The organism is Streptomyces tibetensis (assembly GCF_007655005.1).
Classification (GTDB): Bacteria; Actinomycetota; Actinomycetes; order Streptomycetales; family Streptomycetaceae; genus Streptomyces; species Streptomyces tibetensis.
Genome location: NZ_SZVW01000005.1, coordinates 190,507 through 206,993, shown reverse-complemented (window position 1 = coordinate 206,993; position 16,487 = coordinate 190,507). Strand labels below are relative to the sequence as shown.

The 16,487-nt window shown below is 71.2% G+C and carries 18 protein-coding genes; 5 read left to right on the top strand and 13 right to left on the bottom strand.

Annotation, left to right across the window (positions count from 1 at the left end; all coding sequences use genetic code 11):
• Positions 1-207 precede the first annotated feature (207 nt).
• Complete coding sequence (locus tag FDO69_RS10255; protein ID WP_104779454.1) at positions 208-1,176, top strand: expansin EXLX1 family cellulose-binding protein; 969 nt, start codon at positions 208-210, stop codon at positions 1,174-1,176.
• Here FDO69_RS10255 and FDO69_RS10250 read toward each other — a convergent pair.
• Complete coding sequence (locus FDO69_RS10250; protein ID WP_104779453.1) at positions 1,163-1,942, bottom strand: nucleotidyltransferase domain-containing protein; 780 nt, start codon at positions 1,940-1,942, stop codon at positions 1,163-1,165. The two genes, FDO69_RS10255 and FDO69_RS10250, sit on opposite strands and share 14 nt — an antisense overlap.
• Positions 1,943-2,202: 260 nt before the next feature.
• On the opposite strand from FDO69_RS10250, the gene FDO69_RS10245 reads away from it, so the two are divergent.
• A complete protein-coding gene (locus FDO69_RS10245; protein ID WP_104779452.1) occupies positions 2,203-2,604 on the top strand; it encodes a RidA family protein in 402 nt (133 codons plus the stop codon).
• Here FDO69_RS10245 and FDO69_RS10240 read toward each other — a convergent pair.
• Both FDO69_RS10240 and FDO69_RS10235 read right to left on the bottom strand, forming a co-directional pair.
• Complete coding sequence (locus FDO69_RS10240) at positions 2,576-3,319, bottom strand: aspartate/glutamate racemase family protein (protein WP_104779451.1); 744 nt, start codon at positions 3,317-3,319, stop codon at positions 2,576-2,578. The two genes, FDO69_RS10245 and FDO69_RS10240, sit on opposite strands and share 29 nt — an antisense overlap.
• Positions 3,320-3,324: 5 nt before the next feature.
• Positions 3,325-4,776 carry an NCS1 family nucleobase:cation symporter-1 gene (locus FDO69_RS10235; protein ID WP_104779450.1) on the bottom strand — a complete coding sequence of 484 codons (1,452 nt, stop codon included), beginning with the start codon at positions 4,774-4,776 and terminating at the stop codon, positions 3,325-3,327.
• A 168-nt stretch (positions 4,777-4,944) separates the two neighbouring features.
• Here FDO69_RS10235 and FDO69_RS10230 point away from each other — a divergent pair, with 168 nt between their 5' ends.
• On the top strand, positions 4,945-5,628 hold the full coding sequence (locus FDO69_RS10230) for a GntR family transcriptional regulator (protein ID WP_104779449.1): 684 nt from the start codon (positions 4,945-4,947) through the stop codon (positions 5,626-5,628).
• On the opposite strand, the gene FDO69_RS10225 is transcribed toward FDO69_RS10230, so the two are convergent.
• From FDO69_RS10225 to FDO69_RS10215, 3 genes are all read right to left on the bottom strand, one after another.
• Positions 5,598-6,329, bottom strand: coding sequence for a uracil-DNA glycosylase (locus FDO69_RS10225; protein ID WP_104779448.1), 732 nt, complete (start codon positions 6,327-6,329; stop codon positions 5,598-5,600). The genes FDO69_RS10230 and FDO69_RS10225 overlap by 31 nt on opposite strands.
• A 173-nt stretch (positions 6,330-6,502) precedes the next feature.
• A complete protein-coding gene (locus FDO69_RS10220; protein WP_104779447.1) occupies positions 6,503-7,831 on the bottom strand; it encodes an MFS transporter in 1,329 nt (442 codons plus the stop codon).
• A complete protein-coding gene (locus FDO69_RS10215) occupies positions 7,828-8,445 on the bottom strand; it encodes a helix-turn-helix domain-containing protein (RefSeq protein WP_104779446.1) in 618 nt (205 codons plus the stop codon). The genes FDO69_RS10220 and FDO69_RS10215 overlap by 4 nt, the downstream gene beginning before the upstream one ends.
• A 191-nt stretch (positions 8,446-8,636) precedes the next feature.
• Between FDO69_RS10215 and FDO69_RS10210 the strand changes: the two genes are divergently transcribed.
• The gene (locus FDO69_RS10210; RefSeq protein WP_234387887.1) at positions 8,637-9,242 is read left to right on the top strand and encodes an RNA-binding S4 domain-containing protein; all 606 of its coding nucleotides are present in this window, start codon (positions 8,637-8,639) and stop codon (positions 9,240-9,242) included.
• Positions 9,243-9,316: 74 nt separating this feature from the next.
• On the opposite strand, the gene FDO69_RS10205 is transcribed toward FDO69_RS10210, so the two are convergent.
• The 3 genes from FDO69_RS10205 to FDO69_RS10195 form a co-directional block, all read right to left on the bottom strand.
• Entirely contained in the window at positions 9,317-9,793 is a 477-nt protein-coding gene (locus tag FDO69_RS10205; protein ID WP_104779445.1) for a DoxX family protein, read from the bottom strand.
• A gap of 130 nt (positions 9,794-9,923) precedes the next feature.
• Positions 9,924-10,961 carry a protein kinase family protein gene (locus FDO69_RS10200; RefSeq protein ID WP_104779444.1) on the bottom strand — a complete coding sequence of 346 codons (1,038 nt, stop codon included), beginning with the start codon at positions 10,959-10,961 and terminating at the stop codon, positions 9,924-9,926.
• A 16-nt stretch (positions 10,962-10,977) separates the two neighbouring features.
• Positions 10,978-11,676, bottom strand: a complete 699-nt coding sequence (locus tag FDO69_RS10195) for a class I SAM-dependent methyltransferase (RefSeq protein ID WP_104779443.1) — start codon at positions 11,674-11,676, stop codon at positions 10,978-10,980.
• 472 nt (positions 11,677-12,148) lie between these two features.
• Here FDO69_RS10195 and FDO69_RS10190 point away from each other — a divergent pair, with 472 nt between their 5' ends.
• Positions 12,149-12,412 carry a DUF6343 family protein gene (locus tag FDO69_RS10190; protein WP_104779442.1) on the top strand — a complete coding sequence of 88 codons (264 nt, stop codon included), beginning with the start codon at positions 12,149-12,151 and terminating at the stop codon, positions 12,410-12,412.
• A 214-nt stretch (positions 12,413-12,626) separates the two neighbouring features.
• On the opposite strand, the gene FDO69_RS10185 is transcribed toward FDO69_RS10190, so the two are convergent.
• From FDO69_RS10185 to rpsA, 4 genes are all read right to left on the bottom strand, one after another.
• The gene (locus tag FDO69_RS10185; protein ID WP_104779441.1) at positions 12,627-13,007 is read right to left on the bottom strand and encodes a tetratricopeptide repeat protein; all 381 of its coding nucleotides are present in this window, start codon (positions 13,005-13,007) and stop codon (positions 12,627-12,629) included.
• Positions 13,008-13,057: 50 nt separating this feature from the next.
• Entirely contained in the window at positions 13,058-13,675 is a 618-nt protein-coding gene (gene coaE, locus FDO69_RS10180; protein WP_104779440.1) for a dephospho-CoA kinase, read from the bottom strand.
• Positions 13,676-13,736: 61 nt separating this feature from the next.
• Positions 13,737-14,675, bottom strand: coding sequence for a PAC2 family protein (locus FDO69_RS10175; protein ID WP_104779439.1), 939 nt, complete (start codon positions 14,673-14,675; stop codon positions 13,737-13,739).
• 236 nt (positions 14,676-14,911) lie between these two features.
• Positions 14,912-16,411, bottom strand: a complete 1,500-nt coding sequence (rpsA, locus tag FDO69_RS10170; RefSeq protein ID WP_104779438.1) for a 30S ribosomal protein S1 — start codon at positions 16,409-16,411, stop codon at positions 14,912-14,914.
• Between the last annotated feature and the right edge of the window lie 76 nt (positions 16,412-16,487).

Genomic DNA, 16,487 nt, shown 5'->3' with positions numbered 1-16,487 from the left:
ACGGCGGCCGGGGCGGGGTGTGGCTGTCCACGGTAGGCGGGGTTCCTGGAGGACAGGTTTCCGGAACGTGTCGGACGGCTCGGAACCGGAGTTCTTTATGTACGCAATCAAGAGACGGGCCGCGGCAACCTTTCAGGGCCCGGTGACCACTGGTGAGTCGTGAGCGCGCGTTCTCCCGAACCACGCAAGGACCCGAAGGACTCATCCGTGGCATCACCGTCCCACCGCCGTCCCGTCCGCAAGCGGCGCACGGCCCTCGTCCTCGCCGTCGCCGCGGTAGCCGTGGGCCTCCTCGTCTCCCTCGTGATCACCCTGCGCCCCGGCGGCGAACCGGACACGGTGCGCACCGCGTCCCAGGCCACCGCCGGCGCCCGGCCCGCCTCCCCGCCGACGCCCCACAAGGCCACACCTGCTGCGAAGCCCTCCAAGGCACGCAAGGCCTCCAAGGCCCCCAAGGCCCCCAAGGCTCCGAAGCCCGCCGCGACCACCCCCTCGGCGCAGCCCTCGGCCACCACGCCACGGACCTCCGCACCGGGCCCGGCGTCCGGCGCGGCACCCCTGGCGGGGAGGATCAAGCCCGGCACCACCTACAACGGCGTAGCCACCCACTACGACGCCAAGGACGGCGACGGGGCCTGCCTCTACGGCCCGAGCCCCGACCTCATGGTCGCGGCGATGAACCACACCGACTACGAGACGTCAAAGGCGTGCGGGGCGTACATCCTGGTCCGCGCGGCGAACGGCGCCTCCGTCACCGTCCGGATCACCAACGAGTGCCCCCTGCCCTGCGCTCCCGGGCAGATCGACCTGAGCAAGGAGGCGTTCGCGAAGCTCGCCGGACTCTCCGCGGGCCGGATAGCGATCACCTGGAGCCTGCAGAGCCCCGCCACCTCCCAGACGCTCTCGATCCGCTACAAGACCGGCTCCAGCCCCCACTGGTGCGGCATCCAGGCACTGGGTCACCGCAATCCGCTGGCCCGGCTGGAGGTCAGGACCGGCAGCGGCTGGACCCGGCTCACCCGAACCGAGTACAACTACTTCCTCTCCCCGAGCGGCACCGGCTGCGGCGGTCCCCTCAGGCTCACCGACATCTACGGCGAACAGCTCACCGTCGACGGCATCGCGATCCGCCCGGACACCGTCCAGCCGACCCGCGTCCAGTTCACCCGGCGGTGACGGCTTCCACGGCCCGGGCGAGGAGGGTCTCGGTGTCGGTGACGGCCCGGGTGAGTGCGGCCGGATCGTCCGTCAGGTCGCCGATGACCGCGTCCACCTGGCGCAACCCCGCCCGCGCGAGCAGGCCCTTCTCGTTGGTGACCCACTCCCCGCGCGCGGCGAGCACCGCGTGCGCGGTCTGGGTCGCGGCGAGCGCGATCCCGCCCGCGACCTGGGTGACGGCGCCCTTCGGGGCGTGACCGGCCTTGGCGTAGGCGAGGGTGGCCGCGGCCGTGCCGTGCCAGTGCGCGGGGGCGCTCTCGCGCAGGGCCCGCGGATAGGCGCCCGGGTGGGGCAGCTCGCCCCGCAGCACCCGGTTGACCGCGAGTTCGGCGACGAGCAGGTACGTCGGGATGCCCGCCAGGTGGAACATGAGGGGCTCGACACGGAAGCGGCCCGCCTCCGCTTCCGCCGCCTCGTGTTCGACCACGTCCAGATCGCGGTAGTGGACGTCCACGGAACGGCCCTCGATCGTCAGCCAGGCGCCCGAGTTGAAGACGCCGCCGCCCCAGGCACCGAGCTCGCAGACCTCGCCCTCCCAGCCGACCGCGCGGAGATCGGCCGGGTCGAAGGCGCCGCGGTAGTAGACCGCGAGGTCCCAGTCGCTGTCGGGCCGTTCGGTGCCCTGGGCCCGGGAGCCGCCGAGGGTGACGGCCTCGACGGCGGGCAGGGCGGCCAGGCGGTCGGCGGTAGCGGCGAGGAAGGTGTGGTCCGGGAGGACGGGCACGGCGACTCCTGGGCAGACGGGCCCTGGGCGCGCGGGCCCCGGGCAGTCGGGACTTGGGCGGGCGGGCCCCGGGCAGTCGGGACTTGGGCGGGACTCGGGCAGGGGGACTCGGGCAGCCACAGCCGGGACGTGGGCAGGCGGGGCCTCGGCAGCATAGGGGGCGACAGGGTCGCCGGGTACCGAAATACGGGTGCGTGCACGTGCCGAGGCCCGCATGATCGGTGGTCGTCGTGCCGCCGCCCGCAGATCGGAGCCCTCACGTGATCCGCCGCGTCACCGTCCCGAGCCTCTTCCCGCCGCCCGCCTACTCCCACGCGTCCGTCGTGGAGGCCGGCACGCGGCTGGCGTTCCTCGCCGGGTCCGTACCGCTGAGCCCGGACGGCACGCTCGTGGGACCCGGCGACCCCGTACGTCAGGCGGAACAGGTCATCGACAACCTGCGCGAGCAACTGGCGGCGGTCGGCAGCGACCTGGGACACGTCGTGGCGACCGACGTGTACGTGGTGAGCGGCGAGCCGGCCGTGCTGTCCGCCGTCTGGAGCGTGGTCGAGGCGTCCGGTCTCAGCGCGGGTCCGCACTCGTCGACGCTGATCGGCGTGGCGTGTCTCGGGTACACCGGCCAGTTGGTGGAGATCACGGCGACAGCCGTCGTTCCCGAGTAGGCGACGGCCTCCCCCACAGCCTCCGTTTCGGCAGCGGCCGGGCGTAGCTCCCGACCCGGCTCGTCGTCAGGCCCAGCGCCACCAGCGACTCCGCCAGTCTGACCGCCGCGGCAACGCCGTCGACGACCGGCAGGCCCAGCTTCTGACCGACGACCCGCTGCAGCCCGGTCATGCCGGCGCAGCCGAGGACGAGCACCTCCGCCCCGGCCGCGCAGGCCCGTTCGGCTGCGGCCAGGAACGCCGTCTCGGTCCGCTTCTCGTCACCGAGGTCGAGCACGTTCAGGCCCGTGCCGACGATCGCCGCGCAGTTGCGCCCCACGCCGGCCGTCTCCAGGCTGTCCTCGATCTGGCCGCACGAGCGCTCCAGGGTGGTCACGACGCCGTAGCGGCGGCCCAGGAGGCACGCGAGATGCGCCGCGGCCTCGGTGATGTCGACGACCGGTACGTCGACCAGTTCCCGTACGCCCTCCCTCCCGTGCTCCCCGAATCCGGCCATGACCACGGCGTCGTACTGCGGTCCGTCGTAGGTGCGCAGCGTGTCCAGGACGGCGGCGGCGGACAGGTAGCTGTCGAGCCAGCCCTCCGCGGACGCCGGTCCCCAGGCCGGGGTCAGTCCGGTCACGGTGGTGCCCGGACCTGCCGCGGCCCGGGCACCTCGTACGATCTCCTCGGTCATCTCCTGCGTGGTGTTGCAGTTGGTGACGACGATCCGCACGTCTCTCAGACCTCCGCGGTGGCGCGCTCGGGACGGCACAGGACCGCGTACAGCCCGGCGGCGAGTGCCGTGCCGATGAACCAGGAGTACGGGGCGACGTCGCTGAAGGTCTTCACCAGCGCGAGCACCGCCGCGACACCGGCCGCGGGCAGGAACGCCCACAGGGCCTTGGGGTTGAAGCCCTTGCGGTAGTGGTAGCGGGCACCCGGAGACGCGTCGAAGAGCTCGTCGACGTTCACGCGGCCGCGCTTGACCCAGTAGTAGTCGACCATGATCACGCCGAACAGCGGCCCGAGGAAGGCGCCGAGGCCGCCGAGGAAGTAGTTCACGACGGTCGGGTTGGAGAAGAGGTTCCAGGGGGTGACGAGCAGCGCCGCGACGGTGCTGATCATGCCGCCGACCTTGAAGGTGATCTTCTGCGGCCACACATTGGCCAGGTCGTACGCCGGTGAGACGAAGTTGGCGACGATGTTGACGCCCATGGTGGCGATGGCGAAGGTCAGAGCGCCCACCACCAGCACCCACGTGTTGCCGATCTCGGCGACGAGGTAGGCGGGGTCGGTGATCTCCTTGCCGAAGACCTCGAACGCGCCGGCGGTGACGATGACCGACACGATCACGAAGGCCGTGGAGTTGATGGGCAGGCCCCAGAAGTTGCCGCGCTTGACGGACTTGTAGTCGGGAGCGAAGCGGGAGAAGTCGCAGAAGTTGAGCATCAGGGTGCCGTACGTGGCGAGGACCAGGCCGATCGCGCCGAACCACTGGCGCCACTGCTCGCCGACCGACACCGGGTGCGGGGTCGAGGTGAGCGAGATCGTCCAGCCGGCCTTGGCGAGGATCCAGACGGCCAGCGCGATCATCACGAGCCAGATCGCCGGGCCGCAGAAGTCCTGGAACTTGCGCACCGACTCCATGCCCCTGCTGATGATCGCCGCCTGGACCAGCCACAGGGCGATGAAGGAGACCCAGCCGAGCGCGTCCAGGCCGAGGAAGGAGTTGTGCGTCCACGACTCCAGGCCGGGCCAGGCCGCCAGCAGCATCACGTTGACGGCGACGGAGGCGAGGTAGGTCTGGATGCCGTACCACATGATGGCGATCACGGCCCTGATCAGCGCCGGGATGTTGGCGCCCCAGATGCCGAAGGCGATGCGGCTGACCACCGGGAAGGGCACGCCGTGGCGCTGGCCGATCTTCCCCATCCAGTTCATGCCGATGTAGATGATCACGAACCCGACGAGCAGGGACGTGAAGATCTGCCAGACGTTCATGCCCAGGAAGAGCAGTCCGGCGGCGAAGGTGTAGTTGCCGAGGTTGTGGACGTCGGACATCCACATGGCGAAGAGGTCGAAGACCTTCCAGTTGCGCTTGCCGGCGGGCGCGAGGTCTTCGTTGGTGAGCCGGGGATCGGGGACGAATGCAGGGGTGCCGGTGGGTGCGGCACGATCGGCGAGGGACACGGGGCCTCCAGAGCAAGGGACGACGGAGGGCTGCGCTGCGGGGAGCTGCACGGCGAGCGTGTTTGGTATACCAAACTGCCGCCATGGTCTCGCCGTCAACAGTTCTGACGGATATCGCTCCTGTTAACGCTCCGTAAAAGACCCCTCGGGTCGGCGAAGATGGGCTGCATGACGAAGATCGAACCCCTGGGAGCGGTGCGTGAACGCGTCACGTCCGAGCTGCGGCAGCAGATCATCGCGGGCAGCCTGCTTCCCGGCGACCGCCTCGTCGAACGCGAGCTGGCGGAGCGTTTCGGCGTCTCGCGCGTGCCGGTCCGGGAGGCGATCCGGGCCCTCGTGGCCGAGGGCTTCGTCCACTTCGAGACGCCCCGCCGCACGGTAGTACGCCGTCTCACACCGACCGACGTCAAGGAACTGTTCGAACTGCGAGAAGCCCTGGAGGTCTACGCCGCCGGACTCGCCGCGTCCCGCGCGACCCCCGAGGACCTGGCCGCGGTCCAAGAGCTGATCGACCGCGCGGCCGCCGCCACCGAGGCCGGGGACGCCGAGGCGATCACCGACATCAACAGCCGGCTGCACGACCGCATCGTGGCGATGGCCGGCAACAGCCTGCTGACCGAGGCCCTGGAACCGGTCGCCGGGCGGCTGCGCTGGATGACCCGGCGCAACGAGGAGTGGCCCCAGCTCCTCGTGGAACACCGCGAGCTGTACGAGGCCATCGCCTCGGGCGACCCGGACCGGGCCCGCGCGCACGCGCTGACGCATGTGCGGACCAACTACCGCTCCACGGTCCGCCACCTGTTCGGCGAGGAGGCCGCTCCTCAGTCGCCTGGGGAAGCATCCGCTTCCTGACCGCCCCGGGTCGTCAGCTCCGCCGCCCGTCCGGCCGTCCGCAGGACGTCGCGCAGCATGGTGGGGGTGAGCCGGCCGGTGAAGGTGTTGCGCTGGCTGACGTGGAAGCAGCCGAAGAGCTCCAGGCCGTCGAGGTGGAACCGGGCGCCGTGGGAGAAGGCGGGGCGCGGCCGGGGCACGGACCAGCCGGCCTCGGCGAACGCGGGCAGTGCGGCCTGCCAGCCGAAAGCGCCCAGTACGACCACGGCCCGCAGCGTCGGGCGCAGCAGCCGCAGTTCCTGCACGAACCAGGGACGGCAGGTGTCCCGCTCCTCGGGGGTGGGTTTGTTGGCGGGCGGGGCGCAGTGCACGGGCGAGGTGACGCGCACGCCGTGCAACTCCAGGCCGTCATGGGCGTGCACGGCGGTCGGCTGGGAGGCGAGGCCCACGTCGTACAGCGCCTCGTAGAGCACGTCCCCGGAGCGGTCGCCGGTGAACATCCGGCCGGTGCGGTTGCCGCCGTGCGCGGCGGGGGCGAGTCCGACGATCAGCAGCCGGGCGTCCGCCGGCCCGAAACCGGGCACCGGCCGGCCCCAGTACGTCCAGTCCGCGAAGGCGGCCCGTTTGGTCCGGGCCACCTCCTCGCGCCAGGAGACGAGCCGCGGGCAGGCCCTGCAGTCCGCGATGCGCCGGTCGAGGAGGGGAAGGCCGCTGGCGTCCATCACTCCACGGTAGGGGCGGCGGGGGCCACTTCCCTCACCGGGGCACAACGGCAGGAGCGGCTGGGACCACCTTCCTCACCGGGGCACAACGGCAGGACGGCTGGGACCACCTTCCTCACCGGGGCACGACGGTAGGGGCGGCAGGGACCACTTCCCTCACCGGGGCACAACGCTCAGGACTTGCCGGCAGGCGAGCCCGAGGCGATGGTCGTGCCCGGCGCGGGCCGTGCGCCGGCGCGGCGCAGCCAGAGCAGGGCCCCGGACAGCAGCAGCGCTCCGGTCAGCAGCCATGGCAGCGGGCCCGGCCGCATCGCCCCGACGACGAGTCCGATCAGCGCGCCGGCCAGCTGCAGGGCGAGCGACTGGACGGACAGGGCGGTGGCCCGGCCCGCCCCGGCGACGCGGCGGTGCAGGAGGTCGTTCTGGTTCGGGGACGCGGCACCGATGCCGAGGTAGAGCAGGCAGAAGCCGACGACCGCCAGGGCCGTGGCCGCCGGGTGCGCCGAGGGCGCGGTGACGGCGAGCAGCAGCAGGCCGGTCGCCCCGGTGCCGAGACAGACCAGCACGGCCCGCTCGCCACTGCCCGCGACCCGGGCGGTGAGCGGCGCGAGGTGGCTGCCGACACCGTTGCAGGCGAACCCCACGCAGGAGAGCGCGGCGTACACCATCGCTCCGGAGCCCGGCGCTCCGGTCAGCTCGACGGTACGGCCCGGTATGAGCAGTTCGATGGTGGCGAGGGCGCTGCCGACGGCCGCGGCGGTGAGCAGGATCCGGCGCACCAGTGCGTCGCTGCCGCCCAGCCGCAGTCCGCCCAGGACGGTGACCGGGACGCCCCGCAGCACGGAACGCAGAGTGGCCGGCGGCCGCGGCGGCTCCCGCAGGACGGTCAGCACGTAGCAGACGAGGGCGACCCTGACGGCGGCGCCCAGCAGCATCGGAACAGACAGGGGAAGCACCGCACCGGACGTCGCCTCGCTCAGCCGGGCGCCGAGGTCGGGCCCCAGACCGAGGAGCCAGGGCAGGGCACCACCGAGCAGCATGCCGACCGCGAGCGCGGCGGACGTCGCGGAGCCGCCCCTGGCCAGGCCCGTGCGCAGCTCGGCGTCCGGGCCGGAGCACTCCTGGACGGTGTCGACGTACCAGGCCTCGGCGGTGCCGCTGGACAGGGCCCGGGCCGCCCCCATGAGCACCATGCCGGCGCTGAGCACCCACGCGGTGGTGCCGAGGCCGACCAGGACGCAGGCGACCACGTTGAGCACCCCGGCCACGGCCAGGACCGGCCGGCGCCCAAGGACATCGGAGAGTCCGCCCGTGGGCAGCTCCAGCGCGGCCACGGTGAGCGAGTGGGCGGCGAAGAGCCCCGCGATCGTGGCCAGGGACATGTCGCGCTCGCTCAGCAGCAGGACCATCGAAGCCAGGCCGAGGCCCGACGGCAGCCACAGGAGCGCGCAGACGGTGACGTACCGTCGGCGAGCCGTCCGCGCCTCCGGCAGCTCGGTCATGAGGCGCCCTGCCGGCCCGTGTCCCCACGGTCGGGCGGGGCGAGCGGCAGCCCGGCGGTGAGGAGCACCACGTGTTCGGCGCGCGGGTCGTCGGCGTCCCGGGCCGTCAGCTCATCCAGCTTCCGGGCCACGGTGTCCCAGAGCTCCGTGAGCGACCGGGCCGTCAGCCGGGGCATGGAGTCGCTGATCCCGGACGGCTCCACCCACTCCTGGCCGAGACGCCCGGCCGCCAGGTCCGACTCGTGCCGGGCGAGGGAACTCTCCAGGTGCTCGACCTGTTGCCGCCGCGAGAGGCTGACGAAGGCCCGGCCCGCGGCGGTGGACTCCATCGTCTCGTTGCTCCAGGACGTGAGGGTGTGCAGCGCCCGCCAGCGCCGCTCCCGCCCGTCGCGGTGCTCGGCCTCGGCGATGAACGCGTACTTCGCCAGCACCCGCAGGTGATAGCTGGTCGACGCCGACGACTCCCCCGTCTGCGCGGCCAGCTCGCTCGCCGTGGCGGGCCCCTCCTGCCGCAGCAGCCCGAGCAACCGGATGCGCAGGGGGTGGGTCAGGGCCTTTAGTGCGGCGGTGTCGCGCTCGGGATCGAGTAGGCGCCTGTGCTCGTCGCTGTCCATGGCGGGAGGTTAGGCGGCCGGGGGCACTTAGCAGAACAGTTTTTGCAAAACTTCTTTGGTGGAGTGGGTTCCTCGGCGGCCCCAGGTGCGAGGAACCATCCCGCGGGGGCGATTCGGAGAAGCTCTCGAAGGGCTCACGGAGGCACTCGGAGGGCTCCGCGGAGGGCTCCCAGAGAGCTAAGGTCGAGGGCATGGCTTCTCAGGGTGCGCAGCACGACAGGACGGACGGGACGGAAGACACGGCGCCCGGATCCCCCACGCCCGTCGGCACCTCCGAGGGGAGCGATGCCCGGCCTCTGGATCCGAAGGTCGCCGCGGCGATCACCGCTGCCGAGGCCGCGGGCCCACAGGCGAGTACCACCGTCCGCGTCGACAGCTGGATCTGGTCCGTACGCCTCGTCAAGAGCCGCTCCATGGGAGCCACCGCCTGCCGGGGCGGCCACGTCCGCGTCAACGGCGAGCGTGTGAAGCCCGCACACGCCGTCCGCGTGGGTGACGAGGTGCGCCTGCGGCACGAAGGCCGCGAACGGGTCGTCATCGTCACGCGGCTGATCCGCAAGCGGGTCGGCGCCCCGGTGGCCACCCAGTGCTACATCGACAACTCCCCGCCGCCCCCGCCCCGCGAGGCCGTCGCCCCGGCCGGCATCCGCGACCGCGGCGCAGGCCGCCCGACCAAGCGGGACCGCCGCGAAATGGAACGCCTCCGCGGTTCTACGGGCCCCGGCAGCGTGTCCGGCCCCGGGCCTGTTCCCGGCGGCGGAGCCTTCGGCAGGGGCTCGGCCACACCGAGGCCCTGACCGAGCGGCACGGGCGGGCCGGCCCTGGGAGGGGCGGTGGGCAGGGCACCATGGGCGAGCCGAGACGCGGCCGGTCACACCCGACGTCGCAGCAGCCGGAGCAGGTCCGCATTGTGCCGCCGCCGCGCCCACGCTATGAGGGTGAGCGGCACGAGCAGGATCACCGGCGTCGCCGCGTACTGCCCGTCGAAGACGGTTGTCTGCACGATGAACGCGCCCACCATCAGCGCGCTCAGCGCCATCGCCGCCACCGACTGGAGGACCGGGATCAACAGCGCGATCGCCCCGGCCAGTTCGAGCGCCCCGATGGTGTACATCCCCGCGCTGCTCCAGCCGAGCCGCTCGAACGACTCGGCAGCCGACTCGTGTCCGATCAGCTTGGGCAGGGCGCTCGCGATCGCGTAGAAGAGGGCGAGCAGCACCTGCAGAGCGCGCAGGGCGATTCGCGCACGCCGCCCGCGAGCGGTCGCGGACTCGGCGATGACGACGCCGGCCGGGGCGGAGCCAGTCGGGGCGGAGCCAGTCGGGGCGGCAGCGGTGTTCTCGGACATGAAGGTCTCCTGGTCAGAGCGGTCCGTGGTTGTGTCGGAGGGGTAGACCGGCCCTCGCTCCGGAACTCATCGCCGCGGGGGAAGGTGAAGCGGAATAGTCACCGCGGCGCTGCCGGCCCCGCCCGACCGGTCACGGACTGAGCAGATGGAGCCTCTCCCTCGGGTAGGGGGTCGCCCGGCTTTCCTCCTGGAGGGTGCGGTAGAAGTCGGTCATCACAGCCGCGACCGGGGCGTTGCGGGCGAGGACCTCGGCTGTCCCTGGCGGCGCTCCGGCCGGTGCCCTCCCTTGGGTCCACGCTTTTATCAGCTCTCCACGAACCTCCCAGTCCCCGCAGTACAGGGCGGTGATCAGCCAGTTGACGAGGTAACTGGCCGTGTAGCAGCGGTCGTAGGCGTCGTGCTCGGCGTAGAAGTCGGCCTCGGCGGGCGTCAGGTCGAAGCGGGTGGAGAGGGCCAGGCCGTAGTCGGCGAAGTACAGTCGCCGACCGTCGGTGAGGATGTTCTCGAAGTGGGCGTCGAAATGGAGCAGCCCACGGCTGTTCATGAAGGACGTGCCGGACGTCAGTTCCTTCTCCACGAAGGCACACGCCCGGTCGAGCGCCTCGTCACCGGCCCGCATCTGCTCCGTGAGCCAGGCGTGCAGGGTCCGGGGTAGGTACTCGAGGAAGAGCGCGACGCTCGCCGAGGACTGCTGCAGTGCCTCGACCCGCCGTCTCACCGCCGCGCTCCCTCCCCAGTAGGCCACGACCTTCTCCACATCGGCGAGCTCCTCCGCCTGGTGGGGCGCCTCGTCCGGCAGCACTCTCCAGTGGTACATCAGCGGAGAGCCCTGGAACTGTCCGGACAGTGCCCAGTTCGTGCTCATGGTGTGGGCGGCGACCTCCCGCCACGCCCCGAACGCGGGCCCGCCGATGCCGTACTGGCAGACCATGGGCAGTCCGAACACGTTGGCCGTCGAGCGGTGGTGTTCCGGCCGCTGCTCCAGGTCCGTGAGGGGGACGCGCTTCACGAAGACCGGTGTGCCGGACACGTCGAGCCGGGCCGATTTCCCGCCGATGCCAGCGCCCAACGGCTGGGCTGAGTCCACCAGTTCGTGTAGTTCGGCGTCCCCGAGCAGCGCCAGGGAGGTCGCAACCGTGTCGTACCGGCTCAGGCGCCCTGATTCCACTCCCCCGAGCCGGCTTTCACACACTCCCGGTGGCCTCGCCCGTCGGCACCGCCCGTGCCCATATTCCATCCTCCGTCAGATAGCGGTCCACCTTCAGTCCCGCTTCCTCCAGCGCCTCCTCGAACTGCTCCTGGGTCAGGGGGCGCGCGCGGAACGTCTGGGTCCAGACCGCGTCCGGGAACTCGTACTCCGCGCGCACCGAATTGACTCCGTCGCCGACCGGCTCCGACGACGCGATCCGCACGGTGAAGCCGCTGGGGTCCTTGCGCTCGCGCGGCACGTTCTCGTGGTAGTCCTCGCCCTCCCGCTGGATCAGCACGCAGCCGCCTCTCGCCACATGGCGCACGCAGGTGCGCAGCAAGCCGCGCCGCACCTCGACATCTCCCGCGTGCACGAGGAACGACGCCAGCAGCACCACGTCGAACGTCTCGCCCAGAGCCAGCTCCTCGATCGGGGCGCATATCGTCCGCGCTCCGCGCACGCGCTCCAGCATGGGGGCGGACTCGTCCACCGCCGTGACCGTGAATCCCCGCTCCAGCAGTGCGTGGGTCATGCGTCCCACCCCACTGCCGAGCTCCAGAATGCGGGCGCCCTCGGGGACCGCCGCCGCGATGACATCCGGTTCGTCCCCGATGGGCAGGCGGGAGTACAGCTCCACCGCGCAGCCGTCCGGGGTGATGGCCCCGGGTCCCGTCCCCTCGTACCCCTCACGCATTTTCATCTCCATGCCCGCACAACGGACCGCGTCCGCACACCCGTTCCCGCCGACCTTCACCTTCACCCGCCCGAGTGAACGAGACGGCGAGGGCGTGGAGTTGGGACGAAGGCGTGGAGTCGCGGTGCCTGGGCACGACGGTGAGGCCCGAGCGGCTACAGAGGCTGAACGGCTACAGAGGCTGAACGGCTCCAGAGGCCTGGCGGCTACAGCCGAAAACCCTCCCGTGCCCCACCTACCAGTGACCACTCGCCCGCAGATGGTCCCTCACCGCCGGGCAGCGCCGGCATCAGCGGCATGGCCGCCCGGGCCCGGCGCAGCCCGGCCGCCTCGCCCGCTCCACCGGCATGCGCCTCGTCAGACCGGCCACCGGCAGGCCCACGTCGGCCTTGGTGGGGCTAGGTGGGGCTTGCTGGACCTTGGTGGACCGTCGCCGCGAGGAGTACGTTGCAAGCAGGAGTGCTGATCGACGATGCGTACAGGCAGTGAACCGAGGACCGCACGCAGTGCCCTGCGGGCGCGTTTCTGGCTGAGCCTGTGGGGGCTGGTCTGGGCGCTCTTCGGCACGGCGGCGTTCGCCATCGCCGGGCGGACCGGGTGGGCGATCGCCTGCGGGGTGCTGCTGCTGCTCGTAACGATCGATCTTGCTGTCGTCCTGCGGCACATCCGCCAGGGCCCGCACTACCAGCCGGGCCGCGACATCCCGCCCTACCAGCCGCCGGACGAACGCCCCTGAGGCGCACGGCGAACAGCGAACGGCGCAGGCGGACGGCGGACGGACGGGCCTGCTCCGAACGCTGCTGAGACGCACGGCGGACCGGACAGGCCCGCTCCGAACGCTCCTGAGACGCACGGCGGACCGGACAGGCCCGCTCCGAACGCTCCTGAGACGCACGGCGGACCGAACAGGCCCGCTCCGAACACCCCCTTCGGCGCACGCGGCGATCCGCTCACGAGTCGAAGCGTGCGGCCTTCAGGAACTCCGGGTTCGGGTCGAGCGCCGCCGCCAGGCGGAAGTGGCGCTTCGCCTGGTCGGGACGCCCCTGGCGCTCATACGTACGGGCGAGCGCGAAGTGCGCGAACGCGTTGTCCGGCTCCCGCTCCAGGACGATCTGGAACTCGAGCTCCGCCGGCCTCAGCTGCGCCGCGGCGAAGAAGGCGCGAGCCCGCAGCAGACGCGCCGCGGTGTTCTCCGGGTGCGTGGCGATGACGCCGTCGAGCAGCTTCACCGCGCCCCTGGGGTCCCGCGCGGCGAGCAGTTGCTCGGCGGCACGGAAGTCGATGACATGCGTCTCCGGGGTACGTCCGGTCGGACCGCTGGTCTCGGGCACGGCTGAGTCCTTCCCTCACTGCACGGGTTCAACGCCCCTGCGGGGTGCCGCTATTCCGTGGGCGGCCGGGGCGTCCGCGACCTGCGCACCAGCTCGGCCCACACGTCCCGCACGCGCTGCTCCAGCCGCTCCAGCGGGACGTCGTTGTCGATCACGATGTCGGCGATCTCGCGGCGCTGCTCGCGCGTCGCCTGGGCGGCCATCCGCGCGCGGGCATCCTCCTCGGTCATGCCGCGCAGGCGTACCAGCCGGTCGAGCTGGGTCTCGGGGGCCGCGTCGACGACGATCACCAGGTCGTACAGCGGCGCCAGGCCGTTCTCCGTGAGGAGCGGGACGTCGTGGAGGACGACCGAGTCCTCGGCGGCGGCCTCCTCGAGCTCGCGGGAGCGGGCGCCCACCAGGGGGTGCACGATCGAGTTCAGAACGGCGAGTTTCTCCGGGTCGGCGAAGACGATGGCGCCGAGGCGGGGCCGGTCCAGGCTGCCGTCGGCGGTGAGGATCTCCTCCCCGAAGGCCTCGACGACCGAGGCGAGCCCCGGCGTCCCCGGGGCGACGACCTCCCGCGCGATGCGGTCCGCGTCGATCAGCACGGCCCCGCACGCGACGAGCAGCCGTGACACCTCGCTCTTGCCGGCGCCGATCCCGCCGGTCAGACCCACCTTCAGCATGCCCCGCAGCTTAGGCCCTGCCCCTGACACATCCTTCGCCCGGGCCGGACCCGCCCCTGAGTCAGCTGTCGCCTTCTCGCTCCGCCAGGAACTTCTCGAACTCCTGGCCGATCTCGTCCGCCGACGGGATGTCCACCGGCTCGGCGAGCATGTTGCCCCGGGTCTCGGCGCCCGCGACGGCGTCGTACTGGTGCTCAAGACCCTCGATGAGCGCGGTGAGGTCCTCGTCGCCCTCGCGGATCTGCCGGTCGATCTCCGTCTGGGTGCGGTGGGCGCCCGAGCGCAGGGCGTGGGCGATGCCGGGCAGGACCAGTCCGGTCGCCGCCGTGATGGCCTCCAGGACCGTCAGGGCCGCGTCCGGGTACGGGGAGCGGGCGATGTAGTGCGGGACGTGTGCGGCGACGCCCAGGACGTCGTGCCCGGCCTGGAGCAGGCGGTACTCGATGAGGGACTCGGCGCTGCCGGGCACCTGTGCCTCCTCGAAGGGGCTGGGGTGGCCCGGGACGAGGTCGGTGCGGTTGCCGTGCGGGGTGAGGCCGACGGGCCTGGTGTGCGGGACGCCCATGGGGATGCCGTGGAAGTTCACCGAGAGGCGCACACCGAGCCGCTCAACGATCTGCTTCACGGCGGCGGCGAAGCGCTCCCATTCCACGTCCGGTTCGGGACCGGACAGCAGCAGGAAGGGCGCACCGGTGGCGTCCTGCACGAGCCGCACCTCGAGAGCGGGGTCCTCGTAGTCGCTCCAGCGGTCGCGCTTGAACGTCAGCAGCGGGCGGCGGGCGCGGTAGTCGACGAGCCGGTCGTGGTCGAAGCGGGCGACGACCTGATGGGGCAGGGAGTCGAGCACCCGGTCGACGATCTGGTCGCCCGTCTCACCCGCGTCGATGTATCCGTCGAAGTGGTAGAGCATGACAAGTCCGGCCGACTCCTGGGCCAGCGCCATGTCGACGACCGCCAGCCCCTTCGGCTCCCAGGCGTACAAATCCTGCGGATCAAGCACAGTGACCGCTCCTCCTCGTGTTCACACTGCACAACGCCGTTGCGGGCGTGGGCATTCCCGCACGAGGAGATTCATGATCTTGGCGCGGAAGCAACGCCCCTTCGGGGGCGCGCGGAACTGCGCGAAACCCCCCACGGCCCGCACTGAACCACGGCCGTGGAGCCCGAGCACAGCAAGGGGCCGCACCTCGTAAGGTGCGGCCCCTCAGCTATCGGCTAAGCCTCAGCGGCGAGCGTTCAGCTCTGACCACCGGCCAGCTTCTCGCGCAGCGCGGCGAGCGCCTCGTCCGAGGCCAGCGCGCCGGAGTTGTCCGGGCCCTCGGAGGAGTACGAACCGCCGCCACCGCTGGATGCGGCCGGAGCGGCAGCCTCGCCACCCTCGGCAGCGGCCTTCTCGTCCGCCTCGCGGGACTTGATGACCTGCGCCTGGTGCTGCTCGAAGCGCTGCTGCGCCTCGGCGTACTGGGTCTCCCACGCCTCGCGCTGGGTCTCGTAGCCCTCGAGCCAGTCGTTGGTCTCGGGGTCGAAGCCCTCGGGGTAGATGTAGTTGCCCTGGTCGTCGTACGACGCGGCCATGCCGTAGAGCGTCGGGTCGAACTCGACCGAGGCCGGGTCCGAGCCGAAGGACTCGTTGGCCTGCTTCAGCGAGAGGCTGATGCGACGGCGCTCGAGGTCGATGTCGATGACCTTGACGAAGATCTCGTCGTTGACCTGGACGACCTGCTCCGGGATCTCCACGTGGCGCTCGGCCAGCTCGGAGATGTGGACCAGACCCTCGATGCCCTCGTCCACGCGGACGAACGCACCGAACGGAACCAGCTTCGTGACCTTGCCGGGCACGACCTGGCCGATCTGGTGGGTGCGGGCGAACTGCTGCCACGGGTCTTCCTGGGTCGCCTTCAGCGACAGGGAGACACGCTCGCGGTCCATGTCGACGTCGAGGACCTCGACGGTGACTTCCTGGCCGACCTCGACAACCTCGGACGGGTGGTCGATGTGCTTCCAGGAGAGCTCGGAGACGTGGACCAGACCGTCGACGCCACCCAGGTCCACGAAGGCACCGAAGTTGACGATCGAGGAGACGACGCCGGAACGGACCTGACCCTTCTGGAGGGTCGTGAGGAACGTCTGGCGGACCTCGGACTGGGTCTGCTCCAGCCAGGCACGGCGGGACAGGACCACGTTGTTGCGGTTCTTGTCCAGCTCGATGATCTTGGCCTCGAGCTCCTTGCCCACGTAGGGCTGGAGGTCGCGGACGCGGCGCATCTCGACCAGGGAGGCCGGGAGGAAGCCACGGAGGCCGATGTCGAGGATGAGACCACCCTTGACGACCTCGATGACGGTACCGGTGACGATCCCGTCCTCTTCCTTGATCTTCTCGATGGTGCCCCAGGCACGCTCGTACTGGGCGCGCTTCTTCGAGAGGATCAGGCGGCCTTCCTTGTCCTCCTTCTGGAGAACAAGGGCCTCGATCTCGTCACCGACGGCGACGACCTCGTTGGGGTCGACGTCGTGCTTGATCGAGAGCTCGCGGCTCGGGATCACACCTTCGGTCTTGTAACCGATGTCGAGCAGGACCTCGTCCCGGTCGACCTTCACGATGACGCCGTCGACGATGTCGCCGTCGTTGAAGTACTTGATCGTCTCGTCGATCGCGGCGAGGAAGGCTTCCTCGTTACCGATGTCGTTGACCGCTACCTGCGGGGTGGTGGCGGTGGTCTCGGTGCTGCTCGTCATGTGGGAAAGGGCTCCGGTACGGACATTGAAGTCGTAGGTACTGCTACGCCGGGAGCCCGTTTCGCTCTGCAGAAGG